The sequence below is a fragment of the Microbulbifer jejuensis genome, assembly GCF_047289955.1.
GTDB lineage: Bacteria > Pseudomonadota > Gammaproteobacteria > Pseudomonadales > Cellvibrionaceae > Microbulbifer.
This window is the reverse complement of the sequence record NZ_JBLBUB010000011.1, coordinates 39,202-57,238: the sequence shown is the minus strand read 5'-3', so window position 1 is coordinate 57,238 and position 18,037 is coordinate 39,202. Positions and strand designations below refer to the sequence as shown.

Annotated in this window: 4 protein-coding genes; all 4 read left to right on the top strand. The window is 53.3% G+C overall.

Annotated features, from left to right (window positions below):
* The first annotated feature begins 55 nt into the window (after positions 1-55).
* The 4 genes from ACL7TT_RS08780 to ACL7TT_RS08765 all read left to right on the top strand — a co-directional run bounded on the left by ACL7TT_RS08780 (position 56) and on the right by ACL7TT_RS08765 (position 18,035).
* Entirely contained in the window at positions 56-6,532 is a 6,477-nt protein-coding gene (locus ACL7TT_RS08780) for an amino acid adenylation domain-containing protein (protein WP_413394769.1), read from the top strand.
* Positions 6,529-11,127: a type I polyketide synthase gene (locus tag ACL7TT_RS08775; RefSeq protein WP_413394767.1), complete on the top strand. Its 4,599-nt coding sequence runs from the start codon at positions 6,529-6,531 to the stop codon at positions 11,125-11,127. The genes ACL7TT_RS08780 and ACL7TT_RS08775 overlap by 4 nt, the downstream gene beginning before the upstream one ends.
* A 78-nt stretch (positions 11,128-11,205) precedes the next feature.
* Positions 11,206-16,713 (top strand): SDR family NAD(P)-dependent oxidoreductase, encoded by a 5,508-nt coding sequence (locus ACL7TT_RS08770; protein ID WP_413394765.1) that lies wholly within the window; start codon positions 11,206-11,208, stop codon positions 16,711-16,713.
* Positions 16,710-18,035, top strand: coding sequence for an FAD-dependent oxidoreductase (locus ACL7TT_RS08765; protein ID WP_413394764.1), 1,326 nt, complete (start codon positions 16,710-16,712; stop codon positions 18,033-18,035). The genes ACL7TT_RS08770 and ACL7TT_RS08765 overlap by 4 nt, the downstream gene beginning before the upstream one ends.
* Positions 18,036-18,037: the final 2 nt, after the last annotated feature.

Genomic DNA, 18,037 nt, shown 5'->3' with positions numbered 1-18,037 from the left:
GACTCTGTAGCGGCTTTAATCCATGGATTGACGGATGTGTGCATACGGATAGGTTATGAACCAGCAAGACTTCATTGACCCCGCTGCAAATTCGGCGCAACACTGTCTGAATTTTGATAACACGCTGACGTTACATCAGGCAGTTGAGAGAGCAGTAGCGCAATACGGCGCGCGCACCGCAATTAGGTCCGGCGAGCAATGCCTCACTTTCGAGCAGTTCAATCGCCAAGCCAATCTGATGGCCCATGAAATGGTCAGTCGCGGCGTCGGGCCAGGCGACAGGGTTGGCGTTTATCTTGATCGGAACCTGGATAATTATCTGGCCCTGTTGGCAGTCATGAAAACTGGTGCCGCCTACCTGCCACTAGAACCTTCCCTACCCGAAGAAAGAATCAAAGCCATTGCCGAGCAGGCGGAAATGGCACTGGTTGTCAGTCAGTCGAAATATCTGGATCTGGCCGTACATTTGTCGGATAACATTTATAACGTTGAGCGACGGCAGCTGTTGAAGCGCCATAGCGATGAAAACCTTGAAGTTTCAGTTGCACCTTCTCATCTTGCCTACATGATTTTTACTTCGGGCTCGACGGGCTCACCCAAAGGGGTTGCCGTTACCCATGCCAATGTGATATCGATGTTGTACGCCATGCGGGCGATCGAAGGGATAGAAGACAATGAGTGCTGGCTGGCGCTGGCGACGCTAGCGTTTGATATATCGGTGACTGAAACTTTCTTCCCTCTGGTATTCGGTGGTGAACTTGTTATCGGTCACAAAGAGTGGGTATTTGAGCCTGAAAAAATCCATAGGGTGGCACTACAGCATAATGTCACCATGATCCAGCAGACCCCATCTGCCTGGAAGCTGATGATGGCACAACGCTGGCCTGCATCCCTCAAGGTTAAAATGATCTGTTGTGGGGAGGCGCTCGGCACTGAGCTGGTGCGGGAGCTGGTTCCCCATGCGCTAAGAATCTGGAATTGCTACGGACCGACCGAAGCCACCGTTTACGCAAGTTATTTTGAGATGGACCTTGAAAAGACGGTAACTTTACAACCCGGTGGTGCCGTGCCAGTCGGTAGGCCAATACTGAACTATCAGCTTTATGTGCTGGATGATCAGCTACAACCGGTTGGTCCCAACGATATCGGTCAGTTGTATATTGGTGGGGCCGGAGTGGCCAGTCACTACTGGCGCAATCCAATCCAGACGGCTGAAAATTTTATTCCTGACCCCTTCAGTGGTCGACCCGGTGCCCGAATCTATAATACCCGTGATCTGGTCAAGTTCGATGCCGACGGCGCCATTGTATATATGGCCCGCAGTGATAAACAGGTAAAAATCCATGGTTACCGGGTGGAACTTGGCGATGTGGAGTCGGTTCTTATCCGCCATGAAAAAGTCAACTTTGCGGTGGTGGCGGCCGTAAATGTAGAGCAGCATGGGCAGCAGTTGGTGGCCTATTTGGTACTTGGCGATAACCCTCCGAACATGGGTGAATTACGTCAATATCTGAATGAATACCTGCCTTATTATATGGTTCCCGCAGCGATTGAAGTGCTGGATGAATTACCGTTAAGTGCATCGGGAAAAATTGACCGCAAAGCCCTGCCTGCCCCCCATTTTGACGTTCGTTGGCAACAGACAAAACCGCCTGTGAATCCTTTGGAAAGCCAATTGCTGGAGGTTTGGCAGCAGCAACTGGGTAAAACCGATTTCGGAGTTGAAGATAATTTCTTTATGCTCGGTGGTCACTCGTTGATGGCAATCGGTCTGATCAAGTTGACTATGGATTTGACCGGACAGCGGGTCAATTTTCTCGATATTATCGCCCAGCCCACTATTCGTAAACTAGCCCGGAAGATGGCCGAACGGGAAGCCCCGGCGACACCTGTGAGTAAAGGGTTAATCTCCATTACGCCAGCCCCACAAGACCACTTTGAACCTTTTGATTTGTCCCCCATTCAGGAAGCCTACTGGATAGGTTGTTTCAGTGGCATGTCAATGGGTGGGGCGGGCTGCTACAACTATCTCGAAGTGGATTTGGACAGTATGGATCACGACCGGCTAACGGTTGCGATTAATCGCCTGTTCGAACGTCATGACATGCTCAGAGTGCGCTTCGGTGACGAAGGTCGCCAGCAGGTGATACCGCCTGGTATGCCGGTTGCAGTGCCATTTTATTCGTTGCACGAGCTCAACGATACAGAGCTACAACGCAAGCTCGAGGCCATTGCGCGGGAAATGACTTTCAAGGAATCCCCATTTGATTTCAATTGTGTAGTCGACTTGCGTTTGAGCCAATTGGCAGAAGAAAAGTGGCGACTGCATACACTGGTCAATATAGCGGTGCTCGATGCCACCAGTATGCATGTGTTCTTTAACGAGCTCGCACAGTTGATTGAAAATCCGGATGTGGTCCTTGAGCCTCTTCGTGTCACTTTTCGGGATTATCTTGCTGCTGAAGAGGCAACGGGTGAGTCACCGGAATCTGCTCGGTCCAGAATTTATTGGCAGGACCGGGTCGCTAGTTTGCCACCGGCGCCGAGCCTTCCTCTGGTCAAGTCGCCGGACAAAGTAAAGGATCCGTTTTTCAAGCGCCGCATAAGAGTGGTTCCCCGTGAGCGCTGGCAGGTACTGCAGGAGATAGCAGGGCATAACGGCGTTACCCCTTCTGTCATGCTGTTAACTATCTTTTCTCATGTCATTGGAAGCTGGAGCCAGTCAAACCACTTCATCCTCAATCTGACTCTTTTTAACCGCTATTCCCTACATGATCAGATCGACCGCATCCTAGGTAATTTCACTTCGGTCAACCTGCTGGAAGTTAAGCATCGTCCGAACGACAATTTCATCTCTCGTGCCGGCGCGATTCAGCAGCGGTTGTGGGCGGATCTTGATAACCGTTTTTATTCCGGGATTGAAGTACTACGGGATATGAATCGCCACAGCGGCAGTGAAACCCAAGTGTTGATGCCGATAGTGTTCAACAGTGAACTGGGAATGGAGCGCAGCGGTAATCATTCGGAGTTGGCTGATAAATTAACCGACCGTCGGCAGGGCATTTCCCAGACGCCGCAGGTATGGATGGACATGGGGGTGTTTGAAGCGGCAGGGGAATTGGTACTGACCATAGACGGACTGGATGAAATTTTCCCGGTGCGCATGCTTGATGACATGCTGACCTGCTACTGGGAAAATCTGGAATGGCTAGCCGAAGACGCCAGTCATTGGCGCCAGGGCAGGCTCAGGTGTATGCCAGAGGCTCAGCAGCGAATCCGTGATGAGGTCAACAGCATTACCATTCCGGTACCTGAAGTACTGTTGCATCAGGCCTTTGAACACCAGGCGCATTTGCAGCCCCTGGCTGGTGCTGTGATTACCCGGGATCGCCAAATCCAGTACGGACAACTCAATCAAGCTGCCAACAAGCTCGCTGCCCAATTGCAACGCAACGGGGTCAAAGTGAATGAACTGGTCGCGGTACTGATGCACCGTGGTTGGGAGCAGGTTGTCGCCGTGATGGGAATCCTCAAAGCCGGCGGAGCATATTTGCCCATCAATGCGGACTTTCCCTCCTCCCGTATCGAGCTGCTGCTCAAGCAGAGTGAAGCGCGCCAGATAGTCACCCAAAGTGATATCCGACTGGACAGCAAGTTGGAGCGCAACTTTATCATTAGCCTGGTGGATAGTGCTGACTTGCAACTGCGCGGTTTTGAAAATCCTGAGCCTCGAGCACAGGTCACTGATTTGGCATATGTGATTTTCACCTCAGGCTCTACAGGTGTGCCCAAAGGGGTAGCCATAGACCATCGTGGTGCAGGCAATACCATCAATAGTATCCAACAGAAGTTCAAAGTAACTGACAAAGATAGTGTTCTGGCGCTGTCCTCGCTCAGCTTTGACCTGTCGGTTTATGATATTTTTGGGCTGCTGGGCATTGGTGGAAGGGTTGTTATCCCCGACGTCAAACTGGAAAAAGATCCCGCTCATTGGCATCAGCTGGTGCAGGACAATCAAATTACTCTGTGGAACACAGTGCCGGCGCTGATGCAAATGTATATCGACCACCTCGAATTTATTGGCGACGGCGGTGATAAAACTCTGCGTCAGGTAATGATGAGCGGCGACTGGATTCCGCTTAATTTGCCGGAAAGAATCAGAGGGCAACTTCCGGATGCAGCGATAGAAAGCATGGGTGGGGCCACCGAGGCGTCCATCTGGTCCATCGCTTTTACCATCGGAAGGGTGGAACCGCACTGGAACAGCATTCCATACGGTAAGCCGTTGGCCAACCAGACCTACCATGTCTTCAAGACCGATCTGAGCCCCTGTCCGGACTGGGTCAGCGGTGAGTTATATATCGGCGGTATCGGTGTCGCCAAGGGCTATTGGGGCGACAGTGAAAAAACGGCCAGTCACTTTATCCGTGACCCCCACACCGGTGAAATGCTCTATCGTACCGGTGATCTCGGTCGCTACTTTCCTGATGGCAATATTGAATTTCAGGGTAGGGCGGATACTCAGGTCAAAATTCTTGGCTATCGCATAGAGCTGGGCGAAATTGAAGCGGCATTGACCCGCTGTAAACAAGTTCGCGAGTCATTGGTCATCGCTTGCAATCGCTCCGGAGAAGAAGGACAGGAACGAACGGACAAAATTCTCATCGCCTATGTGGTCTGGGGCAGGCCAGGGGGAGTGTGTGATGAAGTGTCCACCAAGGCCCAGGAAAAGACCCTTTTCAAGCTCAAGCGGGCCGGGTTGCGTCACGGCCTGACCGAAGAGAACGCGATACCTTTGATGGAAGGCTTGCCGGAGGACGGGTTGGCGCAACGTTGGCACGTCAACGTCAATACTATCGATGGACAAGTAAGTACTCGTCAGTTATCCGCCTGGTTGTGTTGCCTCGGGGAGATAAGTCAAGCCGATGCGCCATTGCCAAAATTTTTCTATCCCTCATCTGGTGGCCTCAATCCGGTGCAGGCTTACCTCCAGGTTGGTTCTAATTCTGTCGAGGGCGTTGCAGCGGGGCTGTATTATCACGACCCCAAAGCTCATCGCCTTCTCAAAGTGGCGGACAACGAAGCTCTTACGCCGGCGACTGTGCGCTTGCATCTGGTGGGGCGACGTCATGCTGTCGAGCCAGCTTACGATAAGTACAGCGAATTTCTCTGTCAAATGGAAGCTGGCTATATGCTTGAGTTACTGGGCATGACCGCAACAGCGCAGGGGCTTCACACCGAAGTGGTCGGAACCGTGGATGACGCCTTGTTGGGTTGTGTTGGCTGCACTGCTTATGACTGGCTGCTGGCCAGTGTTGATATCAAGGTTGCTGACATTCAGCCGATTCAGATTGAACGCACCAGTAGTGCTGAACAGGGTGCGGTGGCCCTACCGGCGGTTTCCCTCTATGGCGAATTTAAGCTGGGGATCTTTGAGCGTCAAAGCTATCGCAGCTTTGACGGTTATGGGGTGACTTTGGATGCATTGTCACGTTTGTTGGCGACTACGCCATCACCAGATCTCCCGGACAGCGTGATTTATGTTGGTATCAAGCCGGATGGAGTAGCCAATCTGGCCGCAGGCTACTACCGCTATGACCGGCAGCTTCATCAACTGTGGCCGGTGCTTTTGACGGAAGATATTGGTGACGGACTCTATTATGGTGACAACGGCGAGACTTACAATAAAAGCGCCTTTGCGCTGTACATGGTCGGCCAGGTCAACCAACCTCGGGCACTGCAAGATGCCGGACGGGCTGGTCAACGATATTCAGCCTACGGGGTCAAGCTGTTGCTGGGGCTGTGTGCCATAGGTGGGTTTCACCAACAACCAGTCGTCGAACATCTGGGGTTGGGCGACGGCATCACCATTTTGCACAGCATGCTTGGTGGTTCCATTGGCCCTCATCAGGCTTTTCAGTGGCTGCAACCAACCGAGACGGTCGAAGTCCATGATTTCGATACCCTGCGGCGCCAGCTGGAAGACGAGCTTCCGCACTACATGCTGCCCTCGGTCTTTGTCGAATTGGATAAGTTGCCACTGACGGCCAATGGCAAGGTGGATCGCAAACGCTTGCCTGCACCGGATTTTTCCGAGCACAAGCAGAAAACCTACAGCGCGCCCGTCAACGATATCCAGAAGGCGCTGGCCTTTCTGTGGCAGGAGGCACTGGGCCTCGAACGTTGTGGTATTCAAGACCATTTCTTTGCACTAGGTGGCACCTCGGCGCAGCTGGTGAATATGCGCAGTCAAATCAAGCAGACCCTGGGATTGACGGTAGAGGTGGCAGATCTGTTTCGCTATTCCACTATCGATGCATTGGCTGGCCACTTGCAGCGCCAGCGGAGTCCTCGTGATGAGATAGCCTCAGGCAACAGACAACACCGACGCAGCGAAAAACTGCAACAAAATGCAGCGCGACAGCGTCAAGCAGCACGTAAAGCTCAAGCCATGAGGGAGGGCATAGGAGCCACTTATAGTTCGGCCCGACCGCAGAGCGCGAGAAGTCAGAAGGGGAAATTAGACAAATGATTGACCCTGAACTGGAGTTTCAGTCCATTGCCATTATTGGCATGACCGGGCAATTTTCTGGCGCGGCGAATTTGACAGAGTACTGGCATAACATCACCCATAAGCGTCCCTGTATTGACCGGCTTTCCCTGACTGAGTTGTCACGCCGTAAGGTTCCGGCCGAGCGCTACAACGATCCTCGCTATGTCAATTGTGATACTTCCCTGTCGGGGATGGAGTGGTTCGATGCCGGCCTATTTGACATGAGTGCCCGCGAAGCCAATGCCACCGATCCACAGCACCGGCTGTTGTTGGAGCATTGCCATCGGCTGCTGCGCCAGATCGCTGTAGAGCCGGGCAAGTTTGCCGGTGATGTCGGCCTGTTCGCTGGTGCCGGGATGAGCCAATACCTGCTCCATAATCTTATTAACCAGCCCGACATAATGGCCTACCCTGGCGAAGGCACCGTTGAGATTGGCAACTACCTCAGTTATTCCACCACCCGGGTTGCCCACAAGCTCAATTTGTGCGGCCCGGTGATGGCGCTGGATACAGCTTGCTCTTCCTCTTTGGTTTCTACCCATCTGGCCTGTAAATCACTGCTCAACTTCGAGTGTGATATTGCCCTTGCCGGTGGCGTACAACTGAATCTGCCTCAGCACAGCGGTTACCTGTATAACGAGGGCTCCTTCCATTCCGCCGACGGCCATTGCTATACCTTTGATGCTCGGGCCAACGGTACGGTGTTCTGTTCCGGCGTCGGTGTTATTGCCCTGAAACGGGTAGAAGATGCGGTTAATGATGGTGACCGTATTATCGCAATGATCAAAGGCTCTGCGGTTAATAACGACGGTTCCGACAAGGTCGGTTATACCGCGCCTGCAGCTGCCGGACAAACAGATGTGATTCGTAAAGCCCGGATATTTGCGGATATAACGGCTGAATCCATTGGCTATGTTGAAGCCCACGGCACGGCCACCTCCCTTGGTGATTTGATTGAATTCAGCGCCCTCTGCGAAGCCTGGGGTGATGCACCGGCGCGAAGCTGTGCACTCGGTTCGGTAAAGCCCAACATCGGCCACTGTGAAACTGCGGCAGGTATTGCCGGACTAATCAAGGCCGCGCTCGCCCTTGAGCATCGTCGTCTGCCCCCCAATATCCAGTTTGAGCGTCACAATCACCAAATCGATTTCGTCAACAGTCCGTTCTACGTAAATACCGAGGACCGGGAGTGGTTGCGTGGCGATGAGCCCCGCAGGGCCGGCGTGAGTTCGTTTGGTATCGGTGGTGCCAATGCCCACATCATTCTTGAGGAAGTTGAACCTGAACCTACCCAGGCGTCGACCATCCAGCGGCCGCAATTACTGATGTTTTCCGCCGTCGGGCGTGAGGCGCTCGACCTCTTGCGGGACAATGCTGCCGAGTGGCTTGGCAGTAACCCGGCTATCAACTTGGCGGACTGGTCTTGGTCGCTGGAGCAAGGCAGCCGGACGTATAGCCATCGTCACTTTGTAGTAGCGGAGTCCGTCGAAGATGCCCGTAACCAGTTATCTGGCGCGCCGCGCTCGCTGGCGCTCGGCAGTGCTTCGAGGGAAAAACCACAGCTGGTATTCATGTTCCCCGGACAAGGTGCACAACAGGTCGGCATGGCGGCTGCACTGTATCAACGTTCTACGGTATTCCGTGATGTGCTGGACGAATGTGCACAACTGCTTGAGCCGATGCTTCAGGTGGACATTATCGCGCTAGTTTACGGCGATGGTGATACTGAGGTGCGTCAAAAACAACTGAATGATACCGCCATCACACAGCCCGTGTTGTTTGCTATTGAGTACGCACTGGCCCGGCAGTGGATAGATCTGGGCATCGAGCCGGATATGATGATCGGCCACAGCCTCGGTGAATATGTGGCCGCCTGTTTGGCTAATGTGTTCGATCTGCCGACTGCTCTGAAATTAGTGGTTGGCCGTGGCCGGGTGATCCAGAAATGTAAAACCGGCGATATGCTTGCGGTTGCAGCAGACGTCGAACGTACTGGAAAGATCATCGAGCAGTTGGCTGGTCAGATGATCCCGGATGAATGCTGCGATCTGGCCGCTATTAATGCCCTGGATAGCTGTGTGGTATCTGGCTCAAGCGACGCGATCAAGCGTCTGGCGGCCACCTGTTACGAGCTGGATATTAAAACCCACTATCTTCAGACGTCTCATGCGTTCCATTCGAGCATGATGGAAGCCTGTCTGGCCGAGTTTGAGCAGCTGCTCTGCGAAGTTGACTTTTACGGGCCTCAGCGTCGCTTTATTAGTAATTTGAGCGCTGATTGGATCACCGACGAGCAGGCCACTTCTGTAGCTTACTGGTGCCGACATTTGCGTGAAACGGTCAACTTCAACGGAGGGCTAAGCACCATACTGGCCGAATCCAACACGCTGTTGCTGGAAGTCGGCCCGGGCCGGCAACTGTCGCAACTGGCATTGCGGCAGGATAAGGTATCTCCTGACAAGGTTGTCAGCACCTTGGGCGACGATGGCCATCAGGCCGCAGATGCAGCCTTTATGGAAGCGACCGGCCGGCTGTGGATGGCGGATGTCCAAATAGACTGGCAGGGTTTTTTCTGTGATGAACACTTCGGCCCGGCGCTGAATGGAGAGGGTGAGCCAGGCATCTACCGCAAGCTGCCATTGCCGGAATATCCCTATCAGCGCAAGCGCTACTGGGTTGAGCCTGTCGAGCCCAACAGCGTAGACAATGGCAAGTCCGCCAACAACGATCAGCGTCAGCCATTGAGCGATTGGTTCTATCTGCCCCAGTGGCAACGCAGTGCGTTGCCCGGGCATCTGCAACTCCGTGACAACGAGGGACCATTGCGTGATTGCCCGATATTGCTGGTTGACGACAACAGCCGCCTCGCAGATACCTTGCATCAGGTTTTGCGCAAGGCGGGAGCGCATGTTAACCGGCTTGAAGAGCCCGGCGGACCACGGACGCTGGAGCACTGGCGTGAGTACTTCAAACAGATTGCTGATAAGGCCCGCCTGCCTGTGCAGGTAATCTATATGGCCAATGAAGGTGATGAGGTACCGCTGGAAAAAGGCTTCTATCGGCTATTGTATTTGGCCCAGGCAATGGCCGAATACAGCAACTTCAATTGTCACATCTGTGCCGTTACCTCCGGTGTTCATGATGTTTGTGGCGATCTCATCACCCAGCCGTTGTTGGCAACCCTTTATGGTTTGACCAAGGTGTTATCGCAAGAAGTTTCCAGCCTTGATTGTTGTCAGCTAGATGTCGCGGTTGATGCAGATGCTACAGCCGCAGCTGGACAAATCGTCGATGAGCTGGAGCTAGGACTCAAGGCCGGCTTTACTTCCGAAGGAGTTATTCCTTCTCCTTTTTCCTTACCGGATCTAGTGGCGCTACGCAACGGCTATCGCTGGGTACGTTGCTACGAGCACTTCTCTCCACCCATTGTTGATCCCCAAGCGCTGACACTCAAAAAGGGAGGTGTTTATCTAATTGTCGGTGGCTTTGGCGGTCTTGGCCGTACTTTCGCCCAGTATTTGGCCCGGGAATACCAGGCGACGTTGGTGCTGACCACCCGAGAGGCATTGCCGCCGAAAAACCAGTGGCACAGTCACCTTGAGGACCACAACAGTAAATGGCATGAAGCCGTCCGTTTTGCAACTGAGCTTGAACGGGTAGGCGGTGATGTGCACTCGGTGGCTATCGACCTTTCCTGTGCCGATAGCATTGAAATGGCCGTTGCAAAAATGCGTGAAGAAGTCGGTCATCCCAGCGGCGCCATCCACGCTGCCGGGGTGGCAGGCTCGGGGATTGCCCTAATGAAAACCGCTGACCTAGCGGATATGGTACTGACTCCCAAAGTGTGCGGCGCTTGGCATCTCTATAACCAATTGGCGACTGAGCATCTCGATTTTTTGGTGCTCAACTCTTCACTGTTCGCGGTGACCGGTGGTGTTGGCCAGGTGGACTATTGTGCTGCGAACGCAGCGCTCGACTCACTGGCGGCCTATGCCCGTCAGCAGGGGGTCAGGGCTTTCGCGATCAACTGGGATGGTTGGCAACAAGTGGGGATGGCAGCCCGGCTGGCCGGTTGGGACAGCTCATTGGGTATCACTCCCCAAGAAGGTGTGGATGTGCTCAAGCACGTGCTGTTGGCCAATCAGCCTCAGGTGGTGCTGGCTACCCGTAAACTGGACAGAGTGATTGAACAGGCGATGACACCATTGGACAGTGCTGTATCGCTTGAAGTCAGTGAAAGGCCGGAAATTGAAACCGCATTCAAGGCACCGCTGACTGATACCGAACATCAGATAAGCGAGATCTGGCGGAAGTATCTCGGGCTCTCCAGCGTCGGCACTAATGACAACTTCTTTGAGTTGGGGGGGAATTCATTACTGCTCAGTGAAGTTCTCAGTGACCTCAATCGTACACTCGACCGCAAACTGACTATTGCAGACCTGTTCAAGCATACGTCTATCGGCGCGTTGGCCACCTTTCTTCACAGGGACCAACCCGAAGATATGGATGTTGACGCGATCAAGCTTGACGCCCAGCAACGCCGAGAAAAGCGTAAGCGCAGGCGAGGCGGCTAGAACTATGGCTGCAGGTCATGGCAGCACCCGGCCAGGTATTGCCGGGCATGCTGAAACACAGGAAGGAATAGAACAATAATGACTGACAACACAGACATAGAAAACGCAATTGCTATTGTCGGCATGTCTGCCCGCTTTCCTGGCGCCGACAGCGTTGAGCAGTTCTGGGAAAACCTGCGTGATTCTGTTGAGTCCATCGAAAACTTCAGTGCCGAAATCCTGCTCAAGCGCGGGGCGACCGAGCGGATGGTACAACAATCCAATTACGTGCGAGCTTGTGCCGAGCCGAGCGATGTTGATGCATTTGATGCGGGCTTTTTTGGTATCAGCCCGGCCGAGGCGACCATGATGGATCCCCAGCATCGCCTGTTCCTGGAATGTGCCTGGCAGGCCATCGAGTCCGCCAACATCGACCTTGATCGTTTCAATGGGCGTTTCGGCGTGTTTGGCGGGGTTAGCATCGCTACCTACATGATCCATCATCTGCCTTTGGTGCAACCGAACCTGCTGGATCAGCAGAACGGTAACTTCTCCCAGAACATGTTTATCGGTCTCGGCAACGACAAATCCTATGCATGCAGCCGGGTTGCCCACAAGCTCAACCTCACAGGTCCTTGTGTCAGCATCGATGCTGCCTGTGCCACCTCGATGTTTGCCATCCACCAGGCCTGCAAGTCACTACTCGACTTCGAATGTGATGCCGCCATCGCGGGTGGTGCGAAAATTGGTTTCCCCAATGGGCTCGGCTACCTGTATGAAGAAGGCGGGATGACTTCGCCGGATGGAAAAATTTACAGCTTCGATGCCAAAGCCAATGGCACCGTGTTTTCCAGTGGTATCGGCGTAATTACCCTTAAACGCTATGAAGATGCTGTTGCCGATGGTGATCTCATTCACTCAGTTATCCTCGGATCCGCTATCAATAATGATGGCGCTGATAAAATGGGCTTTACTGCACCGAGCATCTCCGGCCAGTGCGCGGCGATCATCGATGCGCACACCTTTGCCGACATCCAGTCAGACACGATTAGTTATGTTGAGGCCCACGGCACTGGCACCCCAATGGGGGACCCTATCGAAGTCAGCGCGCTCACTCAGGCCTTCGGCCAATCAAGCAATCGCAAAGGCTTTTGCGCATTAGGAGCACTTAAACCCAATGTGGGCCATATGGAAGCCGCAGCCGGCGTGGCTGGGGTGATCAAGGCCGTGATGGCACTCAAACATCAGCAGATTCCGGCTACCCTGCATTTTGAACACCCCAACCCGCAAATCAACTTTGACGACAGCCCGTTTTATGTGGTTGACAAACTCACCGAATGGCCGTCGGGGGACTCCCCTCGCCGGGCAGCGGTGAGTTCCTTTGGGGTCGGTGGCCACAATGGGCATGTGGTATTGCAAGAGCATGTTGACCACCGTCATTCCGATCCTGCTGGTGAATACCAACTGTTGTTGCTGTCGGCCAAGTCCGAAGGCGCGCTGGCACGCAACAGCGAAAACCTCGCCGCTCACCTCAATGCCAACACCGGCATCAATATGTCCGATGTCGCGTACACCCTGGCACAGGGACGCAGTCAGTTGAACCGCCGCCGGGTGGTGGTCTGCCGTGGCGCCGACGACGCGATTGCTCAGTTGTCCGGACAAGGCGGAGCGCAGATGGTCGGAACCTCTGTCGGTGATGCATCAAAAACCGTTTTTATGTTTCCAGGCCAGGGGTCTCAGCATCAGGGCATGGCCAGCGCGCTCTACCGACGTGGGGGTGTTTTTACCGATACGCTTGACCGTGTTACAGCCTTGTTTCTGCCCCATCTGGGATTGGATTTACTCAACTTGATTCTTCCGTCAGATGGTGCTGGCAATCTGCTCAATGAAACCCGGTATACCCAACCAGCACTGTTTGCAGTGGAATATGCGTTGGCCAGCCAGCTAATGCATTGGGGTATTCAGCCTGCGGCCATGATAGGCCACAGTATTGGTGAGTATGTCTGTGCCTGCATCGCCGGTGTCATGTCCCTTGAAGATGGGGTCAAAGTGATTGCTCGTCGGGCTTCACTGATGTTCCGTGCCGAGCCGGGGGATATGCTGTCGGTATCATTGGTGGCAGACGAACTGCAAAGCTACATGGTTGAAGAAGTCGATATCGCAGCGGTTAACGCGCCGCAATTATCGGTGGTTTCCGGCCCTGCTGAGGCGATTTCCGCGATGGCGGCCAAGCTTCTTGAGGCGGATATCCCCCATCAGAAGTTGCATACTTCCCACGCCTTCCACTCCCGGATGATGACGCCAATCCTGGACGACTTCGCCGCTGCTCTGAGCACCGTGGAGTTCAAGGCACCCAGGATACCTTTCATCAGTAACTTGAGTGGTGATTGGATCACCGATGCGCAGGCAACAGACAAACAATATTGGGTTGATCATCTGCGCGGTTGTGTGATGTTCGCAGATGGTGTGGCCAAGCTCAAGGCGCAAAAAAACATAGTGCTGATGGAAGTGGGCCCGGGTCAGACTCTCACCCAGTTGACCAGAAAGCAAAATATCGATAGCAGCCGCGTAATTCCCTGTCAGGGCAAAGTAATGTCAGACTACAACGCAGAACGGGAACTGTTTACTGCTGTCGGCAAGCTGTGGTTGGAAAAAGGCAATATTGATTGGGATAAATTCTATCTTGGGCAGCAGCGTAAAAAGCTAAGCCTGCCCAGTTATTCCTTTGAACGAACCCGATTCTGGATGCATCCACTGGCCAAATCCGAATTGATCTCCGGCAGTCCCTTTGAAGAAGGTCGTTTGGCCCTGACAGACTGGTTCTATAGTCGCCAATGGCAGCGCTTTGCTGTTTCCGGGCGCAGCATTGTGCAGCAGCGTGAAGATCATGGTGGTGAGCACTGGTTGGTTTTTGCCGACGATAGTGAAAACCACAATGAGATTATCGAGGCTCTTGCTGAAGCCGACATGCACATCCTCCGGGTCGGCCGCGGTCAGTTGATGCTCGATGACCTGCGCGCACTGCAAATCAACGCCGATAACCCGGAACACTATCGGCTTCTGTTCGAGCGATTGCAGGCTACTGGTAAATCGATTAACCGGTGTATTCACCTGTGGAATTTCCAGCGCGAAGGACAACGGGACGAATCGTCTGAAGAACAGCTTAACAGCGCATTTTACAGTTTGCTTTTTTTGGGGCAGGCACTGTCGTCTTGGGGTCATAGTCTGGCGATTGATGTGGTTTCCTGTGGTGTCCATGAGGTGCTTGGTGATGAAACGCTTCAGCCAGCAAGAGCTGCGTTACTGGGACCGTATAAGACCATTCCATTGGAAATGTCCCATTTGAGCTGCCGTCATATCGATTTGGACGGAAAGTTCAGAGCTGCTGATGTCAAGCAGCTGGCCGCTCAATTACTACTGACTGAGAATGCCCTTGCAAACAGCGCCGCCACTGTGGCTATCCGCAATGGCTACTGCTGGTCTGACAGTATCAAGAGAACTCCGATAGAGGCTAACGAGCCACCAGTGCTCACTGACCGGGGCGTCTACCTTATTACCGGTGGCCTCGGTGGCGTGGGCCTAGTGTTTGCTAAGTACCTGGCGAGACGGTGCAAAGCCCGTCTGGTATTGACCGGGAGGCAGAATATGCCACCGGAAGATCAATGGCGTGCGCTTGCCAACGACCCAGATCAGCCGGAAGCGCTAACCGGTAAGATGAAGAGCCTGCTGGCCCTGCAGGCGGCTGGGGCTGAAGTTATGGTGTTGGCTGCCGACGTCAATGACTCCGAACAGGTTCAGCAGATGCTTGACAGAACCCTTGCACGCTTCGGGCAGCTCAATGGCGTGATGCATTCGGCGGGCACGGCCGGAGACGGTATCATGGTACTGAAAACCAGAGCGGTCGCCGATACTGTGCTCCGCCCCAAAGTGATCGGTACCGAAAACCTGTTGTCAGTGTTCTCGCCGTATTTCAAGAACAACGACGCCGACTTTTTCATACTAAACTCCTCCACCTACTCAATTACCAGTGGTGTCGGTCAGGTCGACTACTGTGCAGCCAACAACGTGATGAACATGCTGGCAGTCAGGGCCCGCCAGCAGGGCGTGCCAGTGACCGCCATCTGCTGGGGACCATGGCTTAATATTGGGATGACCGCCGGAAACTTCTTGCAATCTATGGGCAGGGACTCCCTTTGGTTGCAAGAGTTCGATCACTTCGACCACCCGCTGGTGCCGGGGTGGCGCCACTCAGACGAGGGCAACGTCGAATTTGCTGTAGTGATAAGCGCGGATCACTGGGTGGTCGACGAACACCGCATTGGCGGTCGTCCGGCCGTACCCGGTACCGCCTTGCTGGATATTATTGCCTCTGCGGCGTCGCGGTTACAGGGCGGGCCGGTTCGGCTTAACAATATTCATTTCCTTGAGCCTGTATTTGTCGACAATAATCCCCGCGAATTATTGCTCAAGTTCAGCCCGTACCACGCCGGTTGGCAGTTGTCGCTGTGCGATAGGGCTGACAGTGCCGAGGCCAACCCCTCTTTGCTAGGTCAGCTTTCGGCAGCCAAAAAAATACCTGATACGGTTGATTTGGAAGCTAATCGTAGCTTATTCAACACACGCATGCTTGAGTTTACCGACAACCCAACATCAGCATTGCCGGCGCAGGATGCGATTGTTCAGCTTGGAAATAGGTGGCAGAGCACCCAGCAGGTGGCTGTTTCGAATGAGGGAGCCTTATGCAGCTTTGCACTGAACGAGTCACTGAAAGCTGATTACGATAGTTTTCAATGGCATCCGGCGCTATTGGACCTTGCAACCGGGTTGGTCAACATTCATTGGCTCGATACTTTGAGTAGTGACAAAAGCGCTCAGTATCTGCCTTCTGGATACAATGAAATTTGTTTTTACCAGCGGATAGCTGGTCGGATGTATTCCATCAACCGGCTCAACCCGGCTTCAACTTCCGAAATGCTCTGTATCGATATCAATATCTACAACGAACAAGGCGAGCCCTTGGTCAGCGTAAGTGGGTTTCGATTGGCAAAAGTGCATCGTACACCGTTGCCGAAGGAAAATTTGGAGGTTGATTATGAGAGTATCGGTGCAGAGGACGGGGTGAAAGCCTTTGAGCGTGTTCTTTCCCAGCCTGATCTCAACCCTGTAATGGTGTCACCGGAAGATCTCAACCGCTTGATTGTCCTGACGGACACCGTACAGAGCAATGACAGGGATAAGCTGGTATTGATGGAGCGGCCGGATATGACCTCCGCCTTTGCCGAGCCGGAAGGAGAAATGCAAAAGCAGATGAGTGATATCTGGAGCGCGCTGCTAGGCATTCAGCGTATCGGTATTCACGATGATTTTTTCGAACTGGGCGGCGATTCATTAATCGCGACCAAACTGGTCAGCGCCATTCGCTCTGATCTAGGCGTCGAAGTGGCTCTGTCGACAATATTTTCCAATGCAAGTATTAAAGCCCTGACTGAACAGATAGAGCTGGCGAATTGGGCGAAAACCGCAAGAAATGGCAGTGATAATAAAGGCATTCGGACCGAGGGCATCATCGAGTCGTCGGTAGGTGTACGAGAAGAGGGGGCTCTATGAACCAATCCAATAAAGGTTACCACACCATTATTATCGGTGGCGGACCAGCGGGTACCGGTGCGCTTGTCTATGGTGGCTGGAGTGGCAGGTTGGGCGAGCTCTTATCTCAAGGGGTTGCGCTGGTGGAGGCTGGTCAGGATCTGTGTGTTGGAAAGCTCAACGAATATCAAATCACATCCAATACGATTAGCCGGGATTTTATCGATTTTCTTAATCATGATCTTGCGGCGAAAACCTTCGTCGAAGCGGCTAATTCACCCATGTATCAGCAGTTTCTCGACAATCATGAAGAGGTTATCCCGCTGTCAGAGGTTGGGGAGTTTCTCAAAATTTCCGGACAGGATTTGGCCCGGGCTTTTGACCAGTATGCTGCATCGGATCTGTATTTGGGGTGTTCGGTCCATAAGATTCGACAGATGAGAAACGGTCAATACGAGGTTTACTTCAACCGGGATGATGGCAAAACCGAGTGTTTGACTGCAAAAAAAGTTGTGATGGCCACTGGTGGCAGGCCCATCAGCTGTAAGCGGACTGGACTATTGGTGCACGAGTTGGCTGCTGAAGCGGATTCGGAAGCTCAACCGCTGATCATGTCTTCCAGGGATATCCTCACTGAGGAGGGACTTCAGACTGCAGAAATGTGGTTGGGTAATTTCGATGACCCCCAGGTGGTCATCATCGGTGCCTCCCACAGTGGATTTTCCAGTGCGTGGGTATTGCTCAACCTCGAAGACAGTGAGTTTGAGCCTGACGACTTCGAAATCAAAATGGTCCACCGGAACCCGGTGAAGGTGTTCTACGAATCTGCGGAGGAAGCCCGCTCAGATGGCTTTACCGATTTTGGAGATGACGATATTTGCCCTGTCAGTGGCAATGTCTATTACATCGCCGGTTTGCGTGGCGATGCTAAGCAGCTTTACCGCGAAGTTGCCAATCTTGGTGATGAGGCTGGCAATGATGCCATTGAAATGATTTATAACGCCTCAATTGCCGAGGGCTTACGTCATGATTCCATCGATTGGTCCAGGGTGGCTCTGGTCATTTTTGCCGGGGGATATGATTTTAGAGAAGTGCATATCGAAAACCCGATGGGCACTTCCATTCGGCTGCAGGGGAGTTATACCGGCCGCTATGTGAACGATCAGTGCAAGCTGCTTGACACTCTTGGTAATCCGATTGACGGCTTGTATGCGGTGGGTCTGGGTACCGGCTTCTCGCTGACCAAATTTGGCAGAGGTGAAGTAAGTTTTAAAGGACAGGAGAACAGTGTTTGGCTTTGCCAACATGATATAGGCGAGTCACTGTTCAACGAGCTGGTATAAGC